At 43.5% G+C, this 25,233-nt stretch carries 23 protein-coding genes and 1 riboswitch; of the genes, 12 read left to right on the top strand and 11 right to left on the bottom strand.

Annotated features, from left to right (window positions below):
* Window positions 1-37 precede the first annotated feature (37 nt).
* From KXD93_RS15720 to KXD93_RS15695, 6 genes are all read right to left on the bottom strand, one after another.
* Complete coding sequence (locus tag KXD93_RS15720; protein WP_258138166.1) at window positions 38-1,135, bottom strand: efflux RND transporter periplasmic adaptor subunit; 1,098 nt, start codon at window positions 1,133-1,135, stop codon at window positions 38-40.
* Window positions 1,136-1,149: 14 nt separating this feature from the next.
* Window positions 1,150-2,430: a TolC family protein gene (locus tag KXD93_RS15715; protein WP_258138165.1), complete on the bottom strand. Its 1,281-nt coding sequence runs from the start codon at window positions 2,428-2,430 to the stop codon at window positions 1,150-1,152.
* Between the two features lie 77 nt (window positions 2,431-2,507).
* Entirely contained in the window at window positions 2,508-3,866 is a 1,359-nt protein-coding gene (locus KXD93_RS15710; RefSeq protein WP_258138164.1) for a HAMP domain-containing sensor histidine kinase, read from the bottom strand.
* Window positions 3,867-3,957: 91 nt separating this feature from the next.
* On the bottom strand, window positions 3,958-4,641 hold the full coding sequence (locus KXD93_RS15705; RefSeq protein WP_258138163.1) for a response regulator transcription factor: 684 nt from the start codon (window positions 4,639-4,641) through the stop codon (window positions 3,958-3,960).
* A gap of 101 nt (window positions 4,642-4,742) precedes the next feature.
* Window positions 4,743-5,453 (bottom strand): LytR/AlgR family response regulator transcription factor, encoded by a 711-nt coding sequence (locus KXD93_RS15700; RefSeq protein WP_258138162.1) that lies wholly within the window; start codon window positions 5,451-5,453, stop codon window positions 4,743-4,745.
* Window positions 5,450-6,460: a sensor histidine kinase gene (locus KXD93_RS15695; protein ID WP_258138161.1), complete on the bottom strand. Its 1,011-nt coding sequence runs from the start codon at window positions 6,458-6,460 to the stop codon at window positions 5,450-5,452. The genes KXD93_RS15700 and KXD93_RS15695 overlap by 4 nt, the downstream gene beginning before the upstream one ends.
* A gap of 232 nt (window positions 6,461-6,692) precedes the next feature.
* On the opposite strand from KXD93_RS15695, the gene KXD93_RS15690 reads away from it, so the two are divergent.
* The 3 genes from KXD93_RS15690 to KXD93_RS15680 are packed head-to-tail and all read left to right on the top strand — an operon-like array spanning window position 6,693 to window position 9,601.
* Window positions 6,693-7,811, top strand: a complete 1,119-nt coding sequence (locus KXD93_RS15690; protein WP_258138159.1) for a DUF2911 domain-containing protein — start codon at window positions 6,693-6,695, stop codon at window positions 7,809-7,811.
* Window positions 7,812-7,839: 28 nt separating this feature from the next.
* Window positions 7,840-8,805 (top strand): TolB-like translocation protein, encoded by a 966-nt coding sequence (locus tag KXD93_RS15685; protein ID WP_258138158.1) that lies wholly within the window; start codon window positions 7,840-7,842, stop codon window positions 8,803-8,805.
* Between the two features lie 10 nt (window positions 8,806-8,815).
* Complete coding sequence (locus KXD93_RS15680; RefSeq protein WP_258138157.1) at window positions 8,816-9,601, top strand: DUF3108 domain-containing protein; 786 nt, start codon at window positions 8,816-8,818, stop codon at window positions 9,599-9,601.
* 58 nt (window positions 9,602-9,659) lie between these two features.
* On the opposite strand, the gene KXD93_RS15675 is transcribed toward KXD93_RS15680, so the two are convergent.
* Entirely contained in the window at window positions 9,660-10,307 is a 648-nt protein-coding gene (locus KXD93_RS15675) for a phosphatase PAP2-related protein (protein WP_258138154.1), read from the bottom strand.
* Between the two features lie 140 nt (window positions 10,308-10,447).
* Between KXD93_RS15675 and KXD93_RS15670 the strand changes: the two genes are divergently transcribed.
* The 4 genes from KXD93_RS15670 (at window position 10,448) to KXD93_RS15655 (ending at window position 12,638) form a co-directional block, all read left to right on the top strand.
* Window positions 10,448-10,873: a MerC domain-containing protein gene (locus KXD93_RS15670; RefSeq protein ID WP_258138152.1), complete on the top strand. Its 426-nt coding sequence runs from the start codon at window positions 10,448-10,450 to the stop codon at window positions 10,871-10,873.
* Between the two features lie 110 nt (window positions 10,874-10,983).
* Window positions 10,984-11,424: a Fur family transcriptional regulator gene (locus tag KXD93_RS15665; protein ID WP_258138151.1), complete on the top strand. Its 441-nt coding sequence runs from the start codon at window positions 10,984-10,986 to the stop codon at window positions 11,422-11,424.
* A 33-nt stretch (window positions 11,425-11,457) separates the two neighbouring features.
* Window positions 11,458-12,282 (top strand): N-acetylmuramoyl-L-alanine amidase family protein, encoded by an 825-nt coding sequence (locus KXD93_RS15660; protein WP_258138149.1) that lies wholly within the window; start codon window positions 11,458-11,460, stop codon window positions 12,280-12,282.
* 11 nt (window positions 12,283-12,293) lie between these two features.
* Complete coding sequence (locus KXD93_RS15655; RefSeq protein WP_258138148.1) at window positions 12,294-12,638, top strand: hypothetical protein; 345 nt, start codon at window positions 12,294-12,296, stop codon at window positions 12,636-12,638.
* A gap of 102 nt (window positions 12,639-12,740) precedes the next feature.
* Here KXD93_RS15655 and KXD93_RS15650 read toward each other — a convergent pair whose 3' ends face one another.
* On the bottom strand, window positions 12,741-14,405 hold the full coding sequence (locus KXD93_RS15650; protein ID WP_258138147.1) for an alpha-amylase family protein: 1,665 nt from the start codon (window positions 14,403-14,405) through the stop codon (window positions 12,741-12,743).
* A gap of 680 nt (window positions 14,406-15,085) precedes the next feature.
* Between KXD93_RS15650 and KXD93_RS15645 the strand changes: the two genes are divergently transcribed.
* Together KXD93_RS15645 and KXD93_RS15640 are read left to right on the top strand one after the other, a co-directional pair.
* Window positions 15,086-15,631, top strand: a complete 546-nt coding sequence (locus KXD93_RS15645; RefSeq protein ID WP_258138145.1) for a peroxiredoxin — start codon at window positions 15,086-15,088, stop codon at window positions 15,629-15,631.
* A gap of 69 nt (window positions 15,632-15,700) precedes the next feature.
* Window positions 15,701-16,285, top strand: coding sequence for a carboxymuconolactone decarboxylase family protein (locus KXD93_RS15640; RefSeq protein ID WP_258138143.1), 585 nt, complete (start codon window positions 15,701-15,703; stop codon window positions 16,283-16,285).
* A 64-nt stretch (window positions 16,286-16,349) separates the two neighbouring features.
* Here KXD93_RS15640 and KXD93_RS15635 read toward each other — a convergent pair whose 3' ends face one another.
* Window positions 16,350-17,276, bottom strand: a complete 927-nt coding sequence (locus tag KXD93_RS15635; RefSeq protein ID WP_258138142.1) for a Nif3-like dinuclear metal center hexameric protein — start codon at window positions 17,274-17,276, stop codon at window positions 16,350-16,352.
* Window positions 17,277-17,545: 269 nt separating this feature from the next.
* Between KXD93_RS15635 and KXD93_RS15630 the strand changes: the two genes are divergently transcribed.
* Window positions 17,546-20,539, top strand: a complete 2,994-nt coding sequence (locus KXD93_RS15630; protein WP_258138141.1) for a glycosyl hydrolase family 28-related protein — start codon at window positions 17,546-17,548, stop codon at window positions 20,537-20,539.
* Window positions 20,540-20,730: 191 nt separating this feature from the next.
* Window positions 20,731-21,846, top strand: coding sequence for a glycoside hydrolase family 18 protein (locus tag KXD93_RS15625; RefSeq protein ID WP_258138140.1), 1,116 nt, complete (start codon window positions 20,731-20,733; stop codon window positions 21,844-21,846).
* Between the two features lie 212 nt (window positions 21,847-22,058).
* Here KXD93_RS15625 and KXD93_RS15620 read toward each other — a convergent pair whose 3' ends face one another.
* Window positions 22,059-23,441, bottom strand: coding sequence for a voltage-gated chloride channel family protein (locus tag KXD93_RS15620; protein ID WP_258138138.1), 1,383 nt, complete (start codon window positions 23,439-23,441; stop codon window positions 22,059-22,061).
* Between the two features lie 142 nt (window positions 23,442-23,583).
* Window positions 23,584-23,646, bottom strand: a riboswitch (Fluoride riboswitch).
* Window positions 23,647-23,698: 52 nt separating this feature from the next.
* On the opposite strand from KXD93_RS15620, the gene KXD93_RS15615 reads away from it, so the two are divergent.
* A complete protein-coding gene (locus tag KXD93_RS15615; RefSeq protein WP_258138137.1) occupies window positions 23,699-24,457 on the top strand; it encodes a PLDc N-terminal domain-containing protein in 759 nt (252 codons plus the stop codon).
* Between the two features lie 4 nt (window positions 24,458-24,461).
* Here KXD93_RS15615 and KXD93_RS15610 read toward each other — a convergent pair whose 3' ends face one another.
* On the bottom strand, window positions 24,462-25,223 hold the full coding sequence (locus KXD93_RS15610) for a class I SAM-dependent methyltransferase (protein ID WP_258138136.1): 762 nt from the start codon (window positions 25,221-25,223) through the stop codon (window positions 24,462-24,464).
* Window positions 25,224-25,233 lie beyond the last annotated feature (10 nt).

Raw genomic sequence — 25,233 nt, 5'->3', positions numbered from 1 at the left:
ACTGATCTCTAATCTCTAATTAACTAACCTCTAATACTCACTCCTTCAACGATTCATACAAATACACTTGCCGCGATGCAATCACTTTGTCGCCGGGTTTTAAACCTTTGCTGATGTAGGCCCTGTCTTCAACTGTCTTTGCAATTTCAACCGGCTGGATATGAACCTTTGCCTTGCCATCAACCACAATTACATAATTTTTATCGTTATCAAAAACCAATGCCTTTGAGCTTACCTCAGGCAGGCTTTCGCCCGATTTCGCCTTAATCAGCACATTGGCAAACATGCCCGGCTTTAGCAAATTGCCCGGGTTTTGAATTTTTATGCGGGCATGCATCACCCTGTTATCAGGGTCGAGCATGTTGTCAATCTTGTCTATCTTTCCTGCAAATGTTTTATCCGGGTAGGAGAGTGTTGTGATGGACACCGGATCGCCGGTTTGGATCTTCGAGATATCAGACTCATACACATTTACCAGCACATATACGGTTGAAAGGTCGGCTATGGTAAACAGGTTTTGACTGTTGTCCGCGCGTACCTGGGTATTGCTGGTCAGATTCTTTTCAACCACATAGCCCGATAATGGCGTTTTAACCTCATACCCGTTCGCATTGCTTTTGTTGATAGATATTACTGCACCGGCACGCTTACCTTCGGCAACTGCCTTAGCGTAATCAGATTGTGCCTGTTCCAGGTCCTTTTGCGATGCAAGCCCGCTTTTGTATAAGTCGGAAGTTGATTCCAATATCCGTTTGGTGTTCCGGATATCAGCTTCGGATGAAACATAGTCACGGGTAAAGCCGGCCATTTCTGCGCTTTTTAAAATGGCCAATGTTTGGCCTTTTTGTACCACGTCGCCAAGCTGTACATTTACGTCCTGCGCAACACCGCTCACAAACGGGAAGATCTTCACCATCTTGTTTTCGTCTGGCGCAATGCTCCCCGTTAAAGTTATTTGTGATACTGCGCCGGCTTCCTGTACAGTGTCTATCAAAAGGCTGTGTAACAGGCTGTCGGTAACCTGGAAGCGCGTGTCCTTTTCAGAACTCTCGTCGGCATGATGGCAGCTTTGCAGGGCAATTGCAGCCACTGCAAGCGTTATGGAAAAAGTGAGTAGTTTATATTTAGTATACATGTTTGTTAAAGCAATCATTGATTAAAAAAAGGCGTCCCGGTAACATAATTCAGCTGCTCCATCGAGGTTACCCGGTTAAGCTGTAGCGCATTTAATTGCAGGGTATTGGTTTTGTATGAATCGTAAAAGTCAAGGAACTCTAAAAGGCTGATGTTCCTTTTCTCGTAATTCTTAAGAACTTCCTGTATCAGGTGCGTAAAATCGCTTTTAAAGGCCGGGTCGAAGCTGTTGTACAAATTCTCAAGCCTTAAGGCATTTTTATAATTTACGGCAACATCGCTGGCAACATGGTCCTGCTGGTTTTGAAATTGTGCCTTGCTTTGGTCTATCGCTATGCGGGCCTGTTTAATGCCACCCTGGTTACGGTTAAAAAATGGCAGGCTAAACCCGATGCCAGCGCCTAAAAAGTTGGTGCCGTAACCCCCAAGCTTATCATAGTTAAGCGATAGGGAAACATCAGGAACGGCGGTTGCCTTTTGCAGCTGTAGGTTTACGTTGTTATAATCAATAGTGGTTTTTGCCAGTTTAAGGTCGTACCTGTTGGCATAGGCTGAATCGAGTAATGTTTGATAAGCTACCCCGGCTACTATTTTTTCTCCACCGGATTTGTAATCAACTACCGGTTGAATAGTGCTGTTTAATGGCGATTTGGTTAGCAATTTAAATTCGCTCTCTACTGTATCAATCCCGGTTTGCAGATTATTATACTCCGCTTGCAAGGTGTACAGCTGCGATTGGATCCGCAATACTTCCTTTTCGGCAACATTGCCCTTTTTGTATTGCTCCTTAAAAACGGTTAAGGCCTTTGCCAGCGAATTGATCTCCTGGTTGTAAACCATGGCCGATTGCTGCTGAAAGTAAATGGTATAAAAATCGTTGTGAAGCGTGAATTTCAGCGTACGCAGCAGATCGAAGAATTGGTATTTAGCTTGTTCTACGCTGATCTTAGCCAGTTGGATGTTTTTATTCCGTTTGCCTGCCGTGGTAAATAATTGCGAAATGCCAAATGATTGGTCCTTATAAGCCGGCCCCTGGGATGCGTCGTTGGTGTGGATCCCGTTAGAAAAGTTGAAATCGGGATTGTTAAATAAACGGGCCGTAATAACCTGCGCATTTGCATTATCGATGTTGTAACGCTGGATGATGAGCTGCAGGTTATTTTTCAGGAACAGATCCTCCGCCTGCTTTATATTTAATTTTACAGTATCGCCTGCCAGGCCCTGTGCAAATACATTGGGCGAAATAAATAGCCCCGCTTTTAAAAATATGATAGCAATAACAACCCTTTTGAGCATAGTAGAATTTGATGGTGCAAATTTATACCAGCTATATTAGAGTGAAGTTAAAGTGAGATTAGAATTGGATTAGAATTTTACCTGCTGAATTTAATGGTAAAAGTTGTGTGATCGTTTGGAACGGATTCAATCTTAATTGTTCCGTTAAAAAGATGCACAATTTTGCCGGTTACATAAAGGCCAACGCCATTGCCCTGGAAGCTTTTTACATTGGTGCCCCGGTAAAACGATTCAAAAACCTTTTCCAGTTCGTCGGGAAGGATCCCCACGCCTTCGTCAATTATTTTTATAATGATATTTTCATCATCGGCATACAGGTCGCATTGTACGCGCTTGTTTTTTGAAAACTTAAACGCATTACCAATTATATTATTAAGGGCAATAGTTAGTAACGATTTATTGGCCAGCAGTTGCAGCTTTTCTTGCTCTTCGGGCAGTTGTATAATATTAACACTAAAAAGGCCCTTGCCTGCCTTTTCGTTCCAGTAGTCATTAAGCTCCCAAATTAACTCATCAACCGCAACCGGTTTATAAGCGGGTTGGGTATAATCCATATCGGCGTTTGCCAGTTCAAGCAGGCTGTTAATGGTTTCGTTAAGGCGTTCTGCATCTGCTAATACCGACCTGAACGATTCCTGGTATTCGGTATGGGTGTGCAGTTTGTTTAGCGCCAGTTCAATTTCGCCTATTATTGTTGTTATCGGCGTGCGCAATTCATGCGAAGCATTTGCCACGAAGGTTTGCTGCATTTCGAATGTGTTTTGCAGGTGAGCCAGCAGCCGGTTAAAATTGTGTGCCAGTGCGCTTATTTCATCCTTGCCGTTCCCCTCATCAACCCGCAGGCTTAGGTCCCCGGCCCTCACCAGGCGCATCTGGCCAATTACCTTATCGAGCGGCTCCAGGGTTTTTTGCGCAAACCAACGGCTTATTAAAAACAGACCGGCAGTAACACATACCAGCAATATCGCCATGGTTTTTATCAGGTCCTGCAGCCGTTTTGCCCCTAAAGCATCAACTGCTGAAACCAATATTACAAAATTGCCCTGGTTATCATTATAATAAATGCCCACAGTTTGCCTGTTGCCCTCGGTAAATTCCAGCTGTTTGTTTTTTCGCACATTGTCAATTATCGGGCCTGCCCAAAACTGGTTTTTATCTTTTATAAAGGATGCTATATTTTTTTCGTCGTATAGCCGAATTACTTCATTGTGCAGGCTCTGGAGGTAGTGTTCCTTTACGTGGCTTAGGGAATCGGGCGAGATCTCATCGGCTTCCAGGTATAATTTGGCAGCCACATTGGCTCGGTCCATCAACTGGTCGTAAAAGTTGGAGCGAATGAGCGAGTTAAAAGCTATACATATAACCACTTGTACCATGAGCAGTACAATAGCACTTATTGCGGTAAAATAAAGCGAAAGCCGGTTCTTAATCTTCATTGGGGTAGGGGTATTTGATATATCTTGTCTGCAAAAAGGTAAGCCCCGTGGGGTCACATTAGCAGCGGTTCTTCATAAACGGCAATTCTTCTTATTTCTCGCTCTTCAGGATGTATCCCATCCCTATTACGGTATGGATCAATTTATTGTTAAAGCCTTTTTCAATTTTTTTACGAAGGTAATTTACGTACACATCTATAAAGTTGGTGCCGGTATCGAAATCTATTTTCCAAACCTGCTCAGCAATGTATTCGCGCGATAAAACCTTGTTAGGATGATTCATGAAAAGTTCCAGCAAAGTATATTCCTTAGCGGTAAGCGCAATTTGCCGCCCAGTCCTTTCCGCAATATTGCTCCAGGTATCAAGTCGCAGGTCGTCAAAAACTAAAACGTGAGCAGTAGTTTCAACGGCCTTTTGCCTGCGTAACAGCGCCTCGATGCGCGCCAGCAGTTCAACAAAATGGAAAGGTTTTACCAGGTAGTCATCGGCGCCCGCTTTTAGGCCCGATACCTTATTTTGGATCTGGTCGAGCGCGGTAAGCATTAAAATTGGAGTTTTTGTATCGATGGACCGTATTTGGCGGCATAGCTCTATACCGTTGATATCTGGCAGCATTACATCCAGGATCAAAAGGTCGAAATTGCTTTTTTCCAAAAGAGCCTTTGCCGACGCGCCATCATTTGCTACGTCGATTTTATAACCCTGCTCCTCAAGCCCCTTGCTTACAAATGCAGCAACTTTTTGTTCATCCTCAATTAAACAGATGTGGGCCATAAGGGGCAAATATAAACTAAGATCGGTAGGATAAAAGGATTTTAGGATTAGGATTTTCTAATCTCTTAATTCCTTTAATCTTCCCGTCCTATAGATCTTAGTTAAAAGATCCGCTGGTTTATCACCGCCATAAAGCCATCCTTAAACTTTTCGCTGATGGGAATCTGTTTTGTGGCGATATAAATGTGGTTATCCTGGATCTTGATGATCTGTTTGGTGTTAACGATATAGGAGTTATGCACCCTTACAAATGGCGGATTCAGTTGCTCTTCAATGTCCTTCAGCCTGCGGTAAATAAGCAATTGCTCGGTAGGGGTCACCAGGCGTACATACTCTTTTTCGCCCTCAAAATATTGGATTTCTTCCAGTAATATTTTCCTTAATACTTTGCCTGATTTTACAAAGAAGTACTCGTTGCCTCCCGACGGTAACGTGTTGTGATTAGCAACATGGATTGTAAAATAAGCCTCAATCTTTTGCATAGCCTCCAAAAAGCGTTTAAGCGTTATGGGTTTTAGCAGGTAATCGATGGTTTGGAAGGCGTAGCTTTCGGCGGCGTACTCAGAGTAGGCGGTGGTAAAAACAATTTTTGTATCTTTTGATAACAGGCCTGCGAGTTCCATGCCGCTCAGCTGTGGCATATTGATATCCAGGAAAATAAAATCAGGCTTGTTCTCCTTTAAAAAGGCCATCGCTTCCAGCGCATCATAGCATTTTGCCAAAAGCTGCCATTTGGTATTCTGGCAGATCAGGATCTCGAGCAGGTTTACGGCATTAGGCTCATCGTCAATAATTATACAGCTAAGGGTCATGCTATCGGTACTTTTAAAAATGCGGTAAAATAATTGCCGGGGTTGCTTATTTTTAGTTCAAAGTTTGAGCCATATAACAGCGTAAGGCGCTTGCGTAAGTTTTCAATGCCAAAGCCGTTCGGCTCGGTTGTCCCCGGTTTCTCATGGATCTGGTTTCGTGTTTCAAATAACAGGTAACCGTCCTTTTGTGTTAACGACAAATCAATCTTATTTTTACTGCTCGATTTATCGATGCCGTGCTTAAAAATATTTTCGACAAAGGTCATCAGTAGCATTGGTGGAATGCGGAGGTCGGCGTTGCAATCCTTAATGAAATTTAGTTCAATTTCGTGCCGGATGCGGATCTTTTCGAGGGCGATATAATTCTCTAAAAACTGCACCTCTGTAGCCAGTGAAACTTCTTCTTTGGGGCTTTCATCAACAAAATAGCGCATAATGTCTGATAGCCGCTCAATCAGCTTTGCTGTTCGTGGCGCCTCGCGATAGGCTTCGTAATAAATGTTGTTGAGTGTATTAAACAGGAAATGCGGCTGCACCTGCGATTTTAATAGGTTTAATTCGGCCTGGCTTTTTTGCACCAATATTTTTTCCGATTGCTGCTTAAGTGCGAAATAAGCAATAGCGATGCGGAAGATAAAACTCAATAGGAAAGTTAAGAAACCGGCAACAATAAAGTAGATGAACATGTGGATTGTCATCGGCGTGGGCTTCAGTGAAAAAAAATGAATATCCAGGTACATGATCAAATATCCCCGTAACATACCACCGCCTATAAGGAATATCACCACATAAAAAACATACTGTGCCTTATGCCCTTTCTCGTAAAAACGTGGGAACAGGAAATTTATATTGCCATAAATTAGTATGATATAAAAAGCAACATTGATAAGCGCAAAGGTGCCCGCCTGGTAAACGCCGTCCTCGGGCAAATAGGTGAAAAAGATAATAAAGAGAACCGCTATCCAAATCAAGTATTGTAATTGTACAATGCTTGCCTGCCACTTCATAAATTTCATTTTTAAATTTACAAAGCTTTTTGATTTTGACAGCCTGTTTTCAATAATCAGGCTTTTTTATTCAACAAATGATGGTATAAAGTAAATACGGTCTGTTGATATTATTGGGTAAATCATTTAAAATAAACACCATAAGGTTTAAATGATTTGCCCGATTATGCAATAAAATCAAGCTTTATTAAAAATTCTGTTCAACCGTACATAAAAAATAAAAACCTTTGATATGAAAAAACTTGTAAATGCCTTTATCATCATGGCATGTCTTCAATTCGGCTTTATTAACCTTGTTAGCGCGCAGCTAACCTCACTGCCAAGCGGCGGAAATAAAAGAGCATCTGTTACCGAGCAGATTGGCATTACTGACGTAACTATTAAGTATAGCCGCCCGCACGTAAACAAAAGAGACGGCCATATTTGGGGAGAACTGGTTCCCCCGGGATATGTCGACCAGGGTTTCGGCACCTCGAAGGCAGCTCCGTGGCGAGCCGGCGCCAATGAAAATACAACCATTGAATTTTCAACCGATGTGAAGATTGAGGGACAGCCACTGCCCGCCGGAAAATACGGGTTCTTTGTCGCTTATGATCCAGGGGAATGTACCCTGATCTTCTCGAAAAACTCGACCTCATGGGGGAGCTTTTTTTATAGCCCTGCCGAGGATGCCCTGAGGGTAAAGGTAAAACCGGTTCCTGCGGATAAAAGTGTGGAATGGTTAAAATACGAGTTTGGCGACCAAACACCCGGAAGCGCGACGGTGCAATTACAATGGGAGAAACTGGTAATACCGTTTAAAATAGACGTTGATGTTATAAATACCCAACTTGCATCATACAGGAGGGAGCTGAGGAGTGAGAAAGGATTTACCTGGGAAAGCTGGGCCGAGGCTGCTACGTATTGTGCCAAAAATAAGACCAACCTGGAAGAGGCATTAACATGGGCAAACACAGCCATCGGACCGGATTTTGGCGGAAGCCAGAGTTTCCCGGCATGGAGCGCCAAAGCAACCGTACTTGACAGCCTTGGCCGTAGTTCAGAAGCGGCAGAAGTGATGAAAAAAGCTTTGCCTTATGGCGATGAGAACGAACTGTATTTTTACGCCAGGACCTTAACCCGTGCAAAAAAAGGTAAGGAAGCCCTTGAAGTATTTAAGGTGAATTATGACAAGCATCCTGATGAGTTTTTAACTAACGCAGGTATGGCGCGGGGCTATTCGGCTGTTGGCGATTATAAAAAAGCGCTAACGTTTGCTCAAAAGGCGCAGTCGCAAGCGGTTGATCAGCCAAACAAGAATATCACCGCCAAATTCATCAAGACTTTGCAAGAAGGTAAGGATATCAACTAAAGGCAATCATCTCAATAAAAAATCAGTTATGCATTTTCTATATTGGCTTGCAAGGGAAATCGCGTTCGGTGTAATTATTACCGTGTGCGCTGTTTTCTCCGTATTCAGCCAGGCTTCACCGCCTAATATTGTTGACACTGCGTCAAGGCCAAAGGTATTTGCAGAGGGCGTTGTATCAACCCCATTTTCCGAATGGGCCACCTCGTTTTCCCCGGATGGTAATACCGTCTATTTTTCACGCGGCGCCATTTACTGGACCGTTTGCTATTCAAAACTTGTTGATGGTAAGTGGAGCAGGCCCGTAGTGGCCGCCTTTTCGGGCAAGTATAATGATACCGATCCGTTTGTAAGTCCCGATGGTAAAAGGATGTTCTTTATTTCTAACCGCCCGTTCAAGGCCGGCGAGGAAAAGCCGCAGAAAAATTATCATATCTGGTACGTCGATCACCTTTCGGGAGATGAATGGTCGGAACCGAAGCATGTGGATTCACCGGTATGCCTGGATGGAGCTAACAACTATGCACCATCCGTAAGCAGTAAGGGGACGCTTTTCTTTTGTTCACGTGGCAGGGAAGGCAATGCAGGTATGGCCAGTTACTCTGCCAAATGGCTTGGCGATCATTACGAAAAGCCTGAAAAATTAGCCTTGCTTGGGAAGGAAGATATGCAGGACCCCTTTATAGCACCTGATGAAAGCTACATGGTTTTCTTAAGCGGGAACGATCTGTATTACTGCTCCAAAAACGCCAACGGATGGGGGACTGCCCAAAAGCTTGGCCCGCAGGTAAACAATGGCGATGGCAATTCATCGCCCTACGTATCGCGCGATGGTAAAACCTTGTACTATTCGTCCAGCCGCATCCAGGGTTTTTATAAACGAAACATAAAAGGTAAGCCGCTTAATTACGACGAGCTGGAAGCAGAAAACATAAGCATTTTTAACAGCGAGGGAAACATATTAATGATCCCGGTTAATCTCCCGGCATCGAAATAATAATACATCAATGAAAAAGCTCTTATACATTATCATTATAACATATTGTTCAATAAACATCGCTTACGGGCAAATAGATACCATTCGCCTTAAGGACAAGCGGTTAAATACATCGGTGTTAAAACCGGCGCTTAACCAATACCTGGTATATTTCCAATTTCCGAAAACGCCAAAGGTGCTTAGGTTTTGGTATTGGCTTCGCGATGTTAAAACCGAAACCCGCAACGGCGAAAAGGTTTTTACCATCACCCAGCACTGGTATGGCAGCGATACTACTTCGTACCGGCAGGCATATTCTGTAAATAAAGCTGCAGATTTTGAACCGGTATATTTTTCGGAAACAGTTCGCGGCCAAACCGGCGCCTACAACTGGAATGCTGATAAAGTTACAGGCGCAGACACTGTAACAGATAATGACAAAAAAGGTTTCTCGCTTGATTTTAAGGAACCTAACTTTAACTGGAACCTTGACATCGAGACTTTTGAAATGTTACCGCTGGCTACAGGCAAAACCTTTGCCATCAATTTTTATGATGCGGGGCTAGATCCACCAAAGTACTACCTGTACAAGGTAACCGGCAGCGAGGTATTAGCCACATTGGGCAATGAAAAAGCAGACTGCTGGAAACTATTCAGTGAGGGGGACAGCCCCAACGGGCATTTTACCCAAACGTTCTGGATCAGTAAAAAGGATCATGAATTTTTAAAGGAGGAAGATGTGTTTAACGGCGGATACCGTTATAAGGTGAAAATATTAGGAGGTGCAACCGATTTGATGCCCCGGTTCTCAAAATAGGAACTTTCCAATTATCAACCTTAAGCAGTTCTTTGTAGAAGATACAGGGGCTGCTTTTTTATTTAAGCTTAACTACCATTTTCTTTTCCAAAAATCCGCGGGTAATGCGATAACAAATAAAAACTATTCCCGGCGCAGCGAGGATATCAATGGTATAGTGAATGTGCTGCACCAGCAAAAGAAAGGCAACAATTAGTGTCGCAATAAAGCCGATGATTTTGTCGTTTCGTTTTTCGAGGCATAAGAAGATAAGGGTAAGCGTAGATATATGGCCCGAGAAAAAAAGATCTTTTATTATAGCTGCATGGCCGTAAAAAACGGCAGTTAGTGGGTCGATGAGTGGTTGCAAGCCTATAGGTGGCTCAAGCGGCACTATGCTGATGGAAATGAAGCGAAGCAGGGTTATGGGGATAAGTGCCCAGCAGTAAGTTATGTAGATAGACGGTTTGTAGGCGGCCCTGATTGCGCAAAGCAGGATCATGCCCCAGATAACCGCAAAAATTAATACCGATACGTCATGCGGAGGGATAGCTGCTAAAACCGGATCTTTTATCAACGTGCCCTGCCGTTTTTCAATATGGCCAAAAAATAAGGGCATTGTAAAAACCACCGACATCATGACGATAGTGCCAATAACAATTTGCTGACGCCTGTAAGTTAATCTCCAGGTTTCTCTCCAAATATTTTTAACGGACTTTAGTGACACGTAGGAACATTTAACTTTTAGCGACCGCAAAAGTAATAATTGATAAACGATTAGGAAACTCTAAAATAATATTAAATTAACATGACTAAAAAAGTAATTTTTAAATGCAATATGGTTGCATTTGTTATTATATTTGCAGCATGAAACATTCAAAGCACTCGTCGAAGCTGGATAGTGTGGGGATGACAGCCTCCATATTATGTGCTATACATTGTGCCCTGGTACCCTTATTAATTACCAGTTTGCCCTTACTTGGATTAGGCTTTTTAGCCAATCCGTGGTTTGAATGGGGGATGATCACTTTGGCAGTATTTATAGGATTTTACGCCATCGGTCTATCTTATTTTCGCTCCCATCATCGCGTTTTACCTTTAATACTGCTGTTTGGCGGCTTTGCAGTGATCATCATCGGCCACCTTTACGTTACCAGTTGGCGCGAGGCAATCATTGTGCCTTTTGGGGGGCTGCTGATTGCTACGGCGCACTTCTTTAATTATAAATACACCACCATTTGCAGTTCAGATAATACCTTCTTCCATTTAAGCCACAGCCATCCGCATAAGTAAAGTCGATAGTCTTGAGTCTTTTATTTACTTAGGACTTAAGACTACTGACTTAGGACTTAAATATGTTTTATTCTTTTTAACTTTGCTGTCGTAAATTATTAATATTAAAAATGACTCACACTCATAATAATAATTTTGAGGACCTGCTTGAAAAGCATCATTTAAAGAAAACCGGACCGCGCCTTAAGGTACTGTCTATGTTATCAGCAAAGGATGTTGCAACCTCTCAGCCCGATTTGGAGGGTGTTATGAACGACATCGACCGGGTTACCTTATACCGCATATTGAACGCCTTTGAAGAAAAAGGCATAATCCATAAAGTATTTGATTTAAACGGTACGGCAAATTATGCCATGTGCTCGTCGGCCTGTGGTGAAGATCATCACCATGATGAGCACCTGCACTTTAATTGTACCTTGTGTAAAAACGTATACTGTTTGGATGAGCTTAATTTACCCGAAATAAAGCTCCCTAAAGGCTTTAAACCCGAGGGGTTCACCCTATACGCAACCGGGCTGTGTCCAAAGTGCAGCAAACCTGCGCAAAATTGAAACAATTTGTCAGTTAAGCGCTTATCTATTTTAATGACCACGCCAGCCAAAAGCTCAAAGATATTTGCCCCGCTAACACTGCTCCTGTTTTTTATATTAACATCCTTTGCCGGTGGTGATGATGGCGCTAAGTCGTTCTTTAAGTTCAGGACAGTTGTGATTGACGCCGGGCATGGCGGTAAGGACCCGGGTGCACATGGCTCATATTCTTTTGAAAAAAATGTAACGCTGGCAATAGCAAAAAAGGTGGAGCGACTGCTTAAAAAGGATATGCCGGAAATAAACGTAATTATGACCCGCAGCACCGACAGGTTTGTTCAGCTAAACAAACGTGCCGATATTGCCAACCAGAACAACGCTAATCTATTTGTATCCATCCATTGTAATTCATCGCCCGAAGGAACAGCTAAGATTGCACACAAAGAAAAGGGCGTAATGCTGTTGGTATACGGCTATCACCGCAAGGAAGAACAGATGGAAGCACTAAGGGAGAACGCGTCGATCTACATTGAAAAGGATTACAAGAAAAATTATGACGGGTATAATGAAAAAGACCCGACATCCATGATCGTGCTCAATACTTTTATGCAGAAGTACCGCAAGCAAAGTATCCTTTTCGGCGATATTTTGGAAAAACAGTTCAGGGATAATGATGGCCGAAGAAGCCGCGGAGTTAAGGAGCAGGGAGTTTTGGTTTTGGCTCATAGTGCCATGCCGGCCGTATTGGTAGAGACCGGCTACATCAATAATAACAGTGAGGAAAAATACCTGAATTCGGAAGATGGGCAAAATGCAATAGCCGCTTCCATTGTAAGGTCGATAAAAATATACCGTAGAGAAACAAGTACACCAGAATAAATCAAACCCCTATGAAAAAGTTAATACTTTCAGCTTTTGCAGTGCTAATATTTGCTGGATCGGCGTTAGCACAAAACCGTTTTTCTTCAGATGATTTCGCCAAAAACCTGGGTAAAACCGGAACCCTCTGCGATACCGTTTATTCGCTGCGGATAGTGAGCGATACACTCACTTTATTAAACATGGGGGCCGCTTACCCTAATCAGAAATACACAGTTGCGGTAAAAGGCAATAAAATAACCCTTGATTATACCAATCTGAAAGGTAAGCCACTTTGCGTAACCGGTGTTTTTTTAATGTATAAAAATCGCCCCGAAATTCAGATCTCTGAGCCTGCACAGGTTAACGCGAAGTAATCTATTAGAGTCAAGAAATCAAGAGCCAGGAATCAAGAAAGAAGAAAATAAAAATTGCGTTTATCTTGACTCTTGATTCTTGTCCTCTTGTCTCTATTCTCCCTAACTCCAATCAAAATCAACTTCCCTGTTGTTTAGTTTCCATTTTGCGGGAAACTGATTGGTCATCCAATCTAAAGGTTCGCCAAGGGGTTGTACTGTGGCGGCTTTGGCAAAGCATTCCTTAACCAGTTGTTTTTGTTCGGCACCCAGTGCTTCAGGTTGTGCAGATATAAATAGCGGCGCGCTGCTTTCAGCCAGCAACTGCATCCATTGTTTGCTTTTATTCCACGGGACATCTTTGGTTATTCCTACGCAATCACCGTCGGCGGCATAAAAAGCGTTATGCTGCGGGAGACGGAAGCCTAAGGTGTTCACCCCCATTTTACGGGTACGGGCCCATTCTTTACCGCTGGTGTCATCGCCAATTCGGCAAAGTTCAAATACACCTGCAGACAAATGGCTCATAGTATTACAGCCTATCACATAAATATGTTCACCTGCCGCCTCGCGGATTGATCTGTATAAATGGTTGATGATCTCGGCTGTGGTTTTGCTTTTATCATTAAAACCCCATCCCGGCGAGGTAATACTGTCCTTCATGTCAAAGCCCCAGCGGCCGGTGATATCGTATGTGGTAAAATCGTGCTTTACCATATCATACCCCCATTGTTTGTATACGTCGAAGTTGCGTTTAATACGCTCAATGTTTTCAGGGATGGTTGGATCGAGCACCGGATTTTTTGGGTCGTCCCTGCCGGGGATCTTTGGCGCCAGCAAATTTGGGTTCTCATCGTGACGTGCACAAAGTGGTCGCATCCACAAACCTGGTCGCATGCCGAGTTTCTTGATCTCGTCCCCTAAGGTGTGCATGTCCTTGAATTTATCATTGGGTTTTGAAAAATCCTCGTTCCAGCCGCCATCACCGGGCAGTAGCGGCGAGTATTGTGCCCAGCCAGCGTCAATTACAGAAAATGGCTTGTTGTTGGTATCGGTAACCAGTTCAGCCATTAACGCAGTGGTTTCCCTGATCAGTTTATCCGAGTTATTCCCGTAAGCAAAATACCAATCGTTAATGCCGTATATAGGTTGTTTGGGTAAACGCGGCTTATCGCACATCATTTTGCAAAACCTGTGGTCGGTTGCAAATGCATTTTCACCTATGCCGCTTTGCGTTGTGATGATATCTGCAGCATGCAGCTTTCGTGTGCCTAACTGAACGCCTGCCCCGCCTGAATGCGTATCAAGTGTTAGTTCCAGGCTATTTTGAGTAACCGCCCACCAGCAAATAGCATCCGCGCCGGTTTTAACGCCGAAACAGGCCGTGTGGCCGCTATCGTTGAATAAAACATACCATGGATTTTTTGTACTGCCGCCTAGTGTTTTCCAGGCAAGGTCGCCATAGGACCGTTCCCAATGGTCACCCAATATTTGTACTGCAGATTGTGTTTGGTGCTTCCACTTAAGGCGAATGCCGGTTAGGTGACTTGTAGGCGACTGGATATAAACCCCGGTTGAATGACCATTTACTTTCAGGCTCACCTCAATATCGCGATATACAAAATTATTGCCCGATGATTTAAACTGAAACCAATCAGCGCCCGCCTGTCCCCACACCTCATCAGGGGTATTCATTAATGCAGTGCTTCCATTTGCGTAGGTAATCCTGCTGAATAATAATGCAGCCATGGTTGTAGCCGAAAGCTTTACAAAATTGCGTCTGTGCATAAAACTATATTAATTGGAGCCCGGCCTCGAACCGGAACAAGGTTATAAAACGATTTGTTGGCGTAAAAATAGATTTTTTATCGTTTTATATTCAATTAAATACAGGGATAGCAGCAGAAGGGGAAATTAGAAGGCAAGCGCCTGTCTATTATCTTAGCAGCAGCCTGTTACGCTTGCACCTATAGCACCTGTACCGTTTAAGAGGGAGCCAGAAAAGAAACGTTTTTACAAAAAAGCCCCTGGGTATACGATCCAACTCCGACCGGCTAGCTCTTCCACAAGGGCATAGGTTTTCAGTACCAGAAACATTTGTTGACATATCACTACCGATTAAAGTAAAACTTATGCTTACTTCTCACGCATATGATCTATAATTGGGTTTGATCAAATATACGACTTATATGAATAAATTTAACTAGAATTCAATAATTTGGGGCATTTAATTTCGTTTAATGCAACCTTAAAGCTGAAATTTTGAGAGTTTTATAATTAAGGCCACGCCTTTTTTAAAAAAGATTATATAAGGCGATTTAAAAACGGCTTTTTTTATGATTTTGGCAAATCGGCAAATTAAAATTATGGGTAACTATAGAATAAATCTATATCACATAGATACTTTATATAAAATAACTATTTAAAAGTTGGTATATTTGCAATAGAAATTAAAAAACATTAAAAATATGCTAACTATCGGTCAAAAATTCCCACAATTTTCTAAAACAGCTGTTGTGAGTATCGAAAAAGGAAAAGAATTCGAAACTATCACTTCTGATTTCCTTGTTAACGAAGATAACGTTTGGACTGTAATGTTCTGGTGGCCAAAAGATTTCACTTTCGTTTGCCCTACCGAAATTGCTGAGTTCAACAAAAGCTACGGCGAGTTCCGTGATCGTGACACCCGTTTGATCGGCGCCTCAACCGATACTGAATTTGTACACGCAGCATGGAGAAGAGATCATGCAGACCTGCGCGACCTTAAGTTTCCAATGCTTGCAGATACTTCAAAATCTTTAGCTGAAGAACTGGGAATATTAGAACCAAACGAAAAAATTGCTTACCGCGCAACTTTCATTATCGATCCAACCGGCATTATCCGTTGGGTGTCTGTTAATGATTTAAGTGTTGGCCGTAACGTTAAGGAAGTTTTACGCGTACTTGATGGTTTGCAAACCGACGAGCTTTGCCCTTGCAACTGGGTTAAAGGCGAAGAAACTATTACCGTTTAATTAATAAACATATTTGGTCCCCGCATTTAACGGATGCGGGGATTTTTTATACCATTACATTTAGAAATAATGAACGAATCTACCGAAATAATAAACGAATTATTGACGAGTCTTGGCGTTGACACAGCTTATCGCACCAGCAGCCTTACCCTGCTTGAAGCAGGCGAATCACGCTACCTGCGCGATTTGAAGCTGAACTTTACCAGCACCCTTACATCTGAACACATAAGTGCAAAAGAATGCGCTTTGCTTGGCCTTTCTACCGCAGTAAATAATATCAATGCGCCGCTGACAACCTTCTTCACAAAATACGCTGAAGAACAAGGAGCAACAGCTGCTGAAATTGGGGAAGCTGTAGGTTGTGCATCATTACTGGCATCAAACAATGTGTTTTATCGTTTTCGCCATTTTACGCAAAAGGAAAAATACACCCAGATCCCTGCACGGATCCGGATGCAACTGATGATGAAGCCTGTAACAGGCAAGGAATTTTTTGAACTGATGAGCCTGGCTATTTCTGCCGTTAACGGCTGCGAAATGTGTGTTAACGCTCATGAAGATTCCCTGATAAAATTAGGTACTACCGAAGAACGTGTTTTTGATGCGGTAAGAATTGCATCATTGGTAACCGCTACCGGAAAAGTTGTATTTTAAAATGTCTTCCGCAAAAAAATAGCGATGGGTTTTAAACCCATCGCTATTTTTTATGCTATTCTATCTACATAAACGACAAAGAATTTCCCGGCTTAACACGCGCTGCTTTGACAGACGGCACGTTCTTCCTTACCCAATTTAACATAAATTCTGAACCGGCATCCTCGCTGGCAATGTGACCGAGAACTACCAGCGCAGTTTTATCGCCCTTGGCTCTTGCATCGCGCACATATTCGGCAGTTTCCCATTCGGAAATCTCGCCGCAGATCATAACGTCGGGTTTTATTTTTGCTATCGACTGGATCTGGCGTTGCCCGCCTGCTGCACCAGGCATAAACAGCACATGTGAGCACGGCTGTGACGGGTCACCGATATAACGCACCATTTCGATCCCCAATTTTCCTTTTACGTAGCCCACCATTTCCCGAAGCGAAGTTTGCGGAATGGAAAGGATATTTGGAATTGTTTTATCGGCATATTTTTTCCACTCCAATTGATCAAGCACGCCGTCTGTAACGCCGTCGGGAACTATGGTATGGATATAATCGTGGTTACGCCAAATAGCTATGTTATGCTTTTTTAAGAGATCAGCTTTATACCTGTAAATATCGTCGTTTTGCAGCCAGCTGGTGTCGTCCAGGTGGTTGTAAAAAGTAGGCTCGTGGACGATGATAAAATTTGCACCCAGTTCGATCGCCTTCCTGATCACGTCAATTGTAGCGAACATCGCCGTAACTATCCCGGTAACTACAAGATCCCTGCTGCCCGACTTTAAAGTATCAACGGTGGTGGCTTTAACGCCGCCCGGTACCTGTTTTATAAACAGATCCATGATTTGGCCGACGGTATAAGTTTCATCGGCCTTAATAAAACCCGATGCCCTGTTTACAAGTGGTGCAAGCATTAAAAGGCCGGTTGCCTTTGCGGTATTGGCTACAAATGTCCGCCTGTTTACAGCCGGATGGTTTATCGGAGTAGGTTTATCGCTCATAGGATGTTTTTTAGTTTAAAAGTAAAACATAATTCAATAATTTTTTAGGGCGATGGTTATTTTGATGTATAAATGCGATGATTTTACATTGGTAGTAGTAAAGTAGTGGGCGGCAAATGAGTTGGCGTGTGGTTAGGGGCTAGATTTGTGAATGGAAAGCCTATTTCAGCACTTTGTAACAATTACCTGATATAAACAACGGTATAAAATACAGGCTGTACATTTAACAAGTAAACCAGGCGGGTAAACCAAACAACCTGTACCACACCATGAAGAAGATTATTTTAGCAGCGGTAGCTATTTTATTAATGCATTTTATTTGCTTCGAGAAATTAATAGCTCAAGGCAAAGATGGCGGTGGTAAATCCATCTACCAATCCCGTTTGCAGGATTCGGATGCTGTTTACTTTACGCCGGAGAATTTCAGGATCAAGGCTGATGGTAAGACTGATGTATCCGATGAATTACAAAAGGCAATTACAGATATCAAAACCAAATACAATTTCGGAATCCTTTTTATCCCCGAAGGGGAATACCTTATCTCAAAAACTATATTCATTCCTACTGCTGTACGACTGATCGGCTATGGTAAAAACCGCCCGCAGATCATCCTCGCAAAAAATTCACCGGGCTTTCAAACCGCTGATTCTACTGATAAAGGGAAGGCGAAATACATGTTCTGGTTTGTAAGCAATCTTTCAAAACCTGGTGATGGTGTTCATGATGCCGGGGCGTCTACCTTTTATAGTGCGATAAATAATATCAACCTAAAAATAGAAGATGGCAACCCGGTGGCGGTAGCTATGCGTGCACACTTTGCGCAACACAGCTTTGTAGGCAATGTTGATGTGAATATCGGTAATGGCAAGGCGGGGACTTTTGACGTAGGCAATGCGATGAACAATGTTCGCTTCTTTGGCGGACAGTATGGTATTTATACCACTAAGCCTTCGCCCGGCTGGCAGTTTATGATGGTAGATACTTATTTCGAGGGTCAGCGTGAGGCTGCGATTAAAACACAGGAAGCCGGATTGACCATCGTGCGTATGAACGTTAAAAATGTGCCGACGGTTATCAGCATCAACCCCAATTACCACGAAAAGTTGTTTATGGAAAATTGCAGGTTTGATAAGGTAAGCGGCCCGGCGATTATCATCAGCAACGAGGAAAACGCGTTCAACCAGATCAGCCTAAAAAATATTGATTGCCGGAATGTGCCGGTTTTTGCCAGCTATCGCCGCAGCGGGAAGCAAACGCCTGGTAGCGGTACCATATACAGAGTGAAGCGTTTTATCGACGGTTTGCAGATGGATAGCCTTACTGCCGACCCGGTTTATAAAACCATTAATGACGTTGAAACTTTAACCGTTTTTCCGAAACCGGTAAAAAGTGACATCCCCGAATTGCCTGCAATAAATACGTGGGTAAATTTGAAAACACTGGGTGCAAAAGGTGATGGAACAACAGATGATACAAAGGTCATCCTGGAAGCAATAGATAAGTATGCAACCATCTACGTGCCGCAGGGCTGGTATCGGGTGAGCGAAACCATTAAATTAAAGCCCAATACGGCATTGATTGGATTAAACCCGATTGCCACGCAATTTATTATTGCGGATAATACGCAGGCGTTCGGAGGCTTTGGCGGACCTAAGGCACTGTTGGAAAGTGCAAAAGGCGGCCAAAATATTTTAACCGGAATTGGGCTCTCAACCAGTGGCGATAACCCACGGGCGGTGGCGTGCAAATGGATGTCGGGTGAGCATTCCTATCTGAATGATGTAAAATTTATCGGCGGGCATGGCGGTTTGGAAAAGCCCGCAAAACCAACGGAACCTAAAAAGGAACGAACCGGAATTTATAACAGGGGGTATAATGGCGTAGATCCGGCCTGGGATACGCAATATTGGAGCCTTTGGGTAACTGATGGCGGCGGCGGTACGTTTATGAATATCTGGTCGGCAAATACGTATGCTACTGATGGCGCCTATTTTTCAAATACCACAACCCCAAGCCATGTTTACGCCTTGTCGGTAGAACACCATGTGCGCAACGAGGTAAGGTTTAATAACGTATCCAACTTTAACGTGTACGCCTTGCAACTGGAAGAGGAAAGCCGCGAAAGTACGGAATGCCAGCCGCTGGAGGTGGAGAATTGCAGCAATATGGTTTTTGCAAATTTGTACACCTTCCGGGTTATCCGGGTGAACAAGCCTGCACCGTACTCGGTAAGGGAGTGGGGCGGTAAGAACGTCGAGTTTTTGAACGTACATAATTACAGCCAGATAAAATATACAACTACCAATCCACTATATGATATTAACAGCGACACCGAAGTAAGGCCATGGGAGTTTGCAAGGTTGCTGATTGATGATAAAGCCCCAAAGCCATCTACAGATAAAGTTACGCGACTGGCGACAGGATTTGAGTTTGCAATCAGTGCCTGCACCGACAGCAAGGGCAATATTTATTTCAGCGAACAGCGGATGAAGCGCATTTATAAGTGGTCGGCAGAGAGGAGAACGATCAGTCTTTTGGCTGATTATCCATGGGAGCCGCTATCGTTAGCCTGCGATAAGAATGATAACTTGCTGGTTGTTTTTAAATATGTGCCGAAGCCGGGGTACCTGGTAAACGGCAAACCGGAGGAATTTAAAAATCCACCGGATGCGGCTGGTACTTCATTCAGTGGCTGGGGCAATTCCGGTTTTGGAACGCTGGTTTATTCCATCGACCCAAACAATCCTGATGAAACAATTCAAATGCTGAAAAAGGCGCCGATAGGCAGCATTAACCCGGTTTACAAGGCCCTTTACCCAGCGCACCGCTGGCGCGACTACCACGATTTTAACACCATAACGGTAGCCAAAGCAACAGAATGCTTTGTCGCGCCGGATGGCGTTACTATTGTGCCGATTGTTTATGACCTTGCCCGTTCTACGGCGCTGACAACTGCTTACCCAGGCGAGATATTTTACGCCACTGATGAGTATGATAAGCGTACGGTTAGCATGAGTGTAAGCCCGGAAGGGTACCCATCTGACCTTAAATATTTTGCAGAACGCGGCGAGTTTGATTCAGCTACGGATGCGCAGGGGAATGTTTATATTGCCGACGGACAGATCTATGTTTACAACAGCGCTGGAAAGCAAATAAATGTAATTAAAGTACCGGAAAGGCCAACAGCATTAACGTTTGGTAAGGATGGTAAAACGCTTTATGTAACGAGCCATAATTCGGTATTTGAGGTGAAAACTAACTAAAAACTTGTCATTGCGAGGTACGAAGCAATCGCGAACTTTGCAAGACCATCGTTCAGGTTCTAAACCATTCTATTTGCTCTGTAAAGTTCGCGGTTGCCACGCTATCACTCGCAATGACAATGTGTTTATTTACCACTGTAAGACTAAATCGGCATAACTATATTTAAAATTGAAGATTAGATAAACATCATATGAAACCATTAAAATCAATAGCCATCCTCCTGCTATGCTTCTCAACCCTAAGCACCATTGCCCAGCCAAAAAAACACGTTGTCATCGGCTACGTGGGTGGTTACCGTGGATTAATTGATACCAGCCTGGTGAACGCCAAAAAGCTTACACACATTAACTATGCTTTTGTAAATGTAAAGGACAACCGGGCCTGGCTAACCAATATCCGCACCGATACCACTAATTTTAAAAACCTGCTGAAACTAAAAAAGGTTAATCCCGATCTGAAGATCCTGATCTCCATTGGCGGCTGGGCATGGAGCAAGAATTTTTCGGATGCCGTAGTTTCCGATACTTCACGGAACGCCTTTGCCGCCAGTGCGGTCGAGATCATCAGGAAATATAATTTAGACGGTGTGGATATCGATTGGGAATACCCTGATAATATCGGCGATGGCAATGTTTATCGTCCCGAAGACAAGCAGAATTATACGCTGATGTTTAAGGCGATAAGGAAGGAATTGGATAAGCTTGAGGATGAAACCGGCAAAAAGCTGTTCCTAACCGCTGCAGTTGGTGGGTTTAAAAGGTTTACCCAAACCACCGAAATGGATAAGGTGGCAAAATACCTAAACTATATTAACCTGATGACCTATGATTATTTCCAGGATAGCCTGGGTATAGCCGTACATCATACCAACCTGTACGCATCAAAAAAATACAATACGCTGGATTATGCCGCCAAGGCGGTAGCCGATTTCGAAGCTGCAGGTGTACCTGCCAAAAAGTTGGTAATGGGAATGGCTTTTTATGGCCGCTCCTCGCGGGTGATAGATACTGCTGCAAATGGCCTTGGAATCAAAACGGATGGCAAGATGCGGGCCGGTGGGTTTACGTTTATAAAAGATAGCCTGGTGAGCAATAAAAGCTTTAAATATTACCGCGACAATGACGCGGCTGCACCCTATTTATTCAATTCGTCAACCCGGCAGTTTATATCGTATGAAGATGAGTGGTCGATAAAAAACAAGTGCGATTATGTCAGCAAAATGAAGCTGGCCGGCGTTATGTTTTGGGAATATAGCGATGATAAAAAGGAGTATTTGTTGAATGAGATCAACAGGGATTTGAAGTAGGGGAGGAGAGTCCGAAAGTCCGAAAAGTCAGTAAAGTCCGAAAGAAGAAAATTAAGAAATTTCGCTTGCGTATTTAAAAAAATTGTAATTGCGAGGAACGAAGCAACCGCGTAGCAATACAGAGCGAATAGAAATTTGTAGAACGTCATCGCTTCAATGCATTGACTATAACGTTACTTTGTCGTAACGCCTTACAACAATTAAAAGGATGGTTATTTTTTAAACCTGTATTTCTTCAATTTTTCATACATGTACCCGCGCCGCTTTGCCGCACCCGCTAACGATTCATCGGTGGGGTAGTCATTGTCTAATATTTTAGGAACGGCTATTTTTTGTGAGCCATAAATGCCCGAATTCCCACTGAAAAAGTATGCAGTGAAGCAAGCTACGGCAAATAACAAGGCATATTCGCCGCCAAACAGTTCAATGCCCATAAATGTACATGCTAAAGGGGTGTTAGTGGCCCCCGCAAAAACAGCAATAAAGCCCAGTGCCGCAAAAAGGCTAACCGGGGCATTTAATAAACCCGCCAGGGTATTTCCCATGGTTGCGCCTATATAGAACAATGGCGTAACCTCGCCGCCCTTAAAGCCGGTGCCAAGGGTAACGGTAGTGTAGATGGTTTTCCAGAGCCAGCTCCAGGTATCCGCCCCGTCTGCACTAAAGGCAGATGGGATGGTAACTGCGCCATGATACTCGGCATCAACACCCAGGCTCAGGTAATCGGGCTTGCCATTGATAAATGTGAGGCCAATGATAATTAGTCCGCCAAGCACGGGGATCATCCATTTATGTTTAAATACCTTAAGGCATACCGCCTTTATCTCATGTACCATTCCTGCAAACAGCAAGCTGGCCAACCCAAAAGCAGCCGAAGCTATAATAACCTTGCCCAGCAAAAGCAGGTCGAAATGCAGGTAGTTGTTTACAATATTGACGGAATGAGTTACTATGTCGATATGGTATTGCGTATGTTTTACGTGCCATGCGCCAACTGTGATATCGCCAACTACAGCGGCTATTAACGCCGGAAATAAGGCATCGTACTTAATACGGCCAATGGTAATCACTTCCAGGGCAAAGACAGCCCCGGTTAAGGGCGTTCCAAATACGGCCCCAAAGCCCGCTGCTACGCCGGCAGTAAGAATAAGCCGCATATCAGCGCCACTAAGTTTAAGCCATTTGCCAAACATTGCAGCAATGCTGCCGCCTATCTGTACCGCTGTCCCCTCGCGACCAGCCGAGCCGCCGAATAAATGGGTAATTATGGTGGTAAATAAAATAACCGGCGCCATCCGTTTGGGTACGCCGCCGCCCTCTTCATGAATTTGGTCCATGATCAGGTTGTTGCCTTTTTCGGATGATTTACCTACTGTTTGGTAGATAAAATGGATCAGCAAACCGGCCAGTGGCAACAAGTATAACAACCATTTATGATCGAACCGGAAATGGATAGCGGCACTTAGCAGCCACAGAAAAAAGGCAACTATGCTGCCGATAACTAATGCAACAGGTATAGTAATAATAGTCCAGCGGAACAAATGTTTAACAATGGCAAAGTGTGCTGCAAAGGGGGACGATTGACTTTTAGTCATTTTGCTTAATGGCTAGGTGGTTAATAAAATTGCAGGCAATAAAATTACAGACGCATAAATTCGTTTGTTGAATTTTAAGAAGTATGTAATTTAAACTTTTCACCTGCACAAAATTATATCAACAAGCTTTATTGCTCTTGATTTTGTTGCAGGCGTCATCAGCGAATGCGGTTTTTGAAAGGAAGACACCATTTCCTGATGCAAGGTAATATTTATTTTTTTATTTTTGGTTATCACAATTAACAATTCATGTCACTATGTTTTATGGCGGCTCCTATTATTACCTCGTAGTTATACTGGAAATCTTTTGCGCTATCCATTGCCTGCGCCGTGGTACCCAGGGCAAGTGGCTTTGGATCATTATAATCTTGCCGCTCATAGGCAGCCTCATTTACGTTTACAGTGAGATCCTTTCAAACCGCAGTTTTCGCGGACCTAACATCGATGTGGGGTCGGTGATAAACCCCGGTGGCAAAATAAAAAAACTGGAAGAGGAACTTCAATTTACTGACACGTTCGCTAACCGCATGAAGCTGGCAGATGCGTATCTCGCCGCTGCTCAGTATGAAAAGGCTGCGGAATTGTATAACGCAAGCCTAACCGGCGCGTTTGCCGAAAATGAACATGCGCTTGCCCAGCTAATGATCGCTTATTTTGAATTGCAGCGGTATGAAGAAGTTATTCCGATAGGCAAGAAGTTATATAAGCTGCCCCAGTTTGCGCGGTCAAAGGCGCATCTCGCCTATGCTATGTCGCTGGAGAGTTTGGACAGGATAGAGGAGGCCGAAGCTGAATTTAAAGCCATGAAGGGCCGTTACTCCTACTTTGAGCAACGCTATCAATATGCCCTGTTTTTAATAAGGAACAACCGCGACCAGGATGCTGCAACCATACTTTCCGAAATGCTTAACGAGGAACCACACCTTGGCCAGGTGGAAAAGCGCAGTAACCGTAAATGGTTTGCATTGGCAAAAAATGAGCTGAAGGATATTCCTGTACGGCAAAAAACGGCTTAGGCGTTTATACCCTACCTATATAGATTTCTGTTTGGTAATGAAAATTCACCTTGCCCTTTGTATTGTATTTGGCGAAGGCATCCTGTAATAACTGCTGAAATTTTTTACCTGCATCGGTGTTTTGTGGTGGCACGTACGATGATGAAAACGCCCTGCCTAATAAGCCCTGCCAGTCAAACACCTGTGCATTTGGGTAGATCACCTTTTTATATTCCCCATCCTTAAAAAAGGCTTTGAAATCTATATCGTTTACGTTTCGGTGGTTTACCTTGTTATAGTCTACCGAGTCCTTCTTTAGGAGCTCTTCATAAGCTTTTGAAAACTCATCAACATCTATCAGCCTGTTGTTCCAAATCAGGGCGGCCAACCTGCCATCCTTTAATATTCTTTTAAACTCAGCCCGGGTACGTTCGTCATTAAACCAATGGAATGACTGTGCGCAAACAATAAGGTCGATACTTTTGGGGGATAGGGTGGTAGCTTCAGCGGCGGCGTCTATTGGCGTATAGTTTTTATTGCTCCCGAGCCATTGTTTGGCAGCTTGCTGCATGGCCTGGTTAGGTTCAATTGCATAAACCTTAAAGCCCTTATCGAGCAAGATCCTGGTAAAGATGCCGGTACCAGAACCAATATCCGCGATGACAGACCTGCTGGTTAACCCACATTCCTTTTGTAAAAACGCAATTACTTCGTCAGGATATCCGGGGCGGTATTTTACGTAGTTATCAACCCGTTCGGTAAATCGTTTGGTAGGATCGGCACTCATTGCTTTGGTT

The organism is Mucilaginibacter phenanthrenivorans (genome assembly GCF_024721155.1).
In the GTDB taxonomy this organism is placed as follows: Bacteria; Bacteroidota; Bacteroidia; order Sphingobacteriales; family Sphingobacteriaceae; genus Mucilaginibacter; species Mucilaginibacter phenanthrenivorans.
Note: the sequence above shows the minus strand (reverse complement) of the source record. Positions and strands in the feature narration are given on the sequence as shown.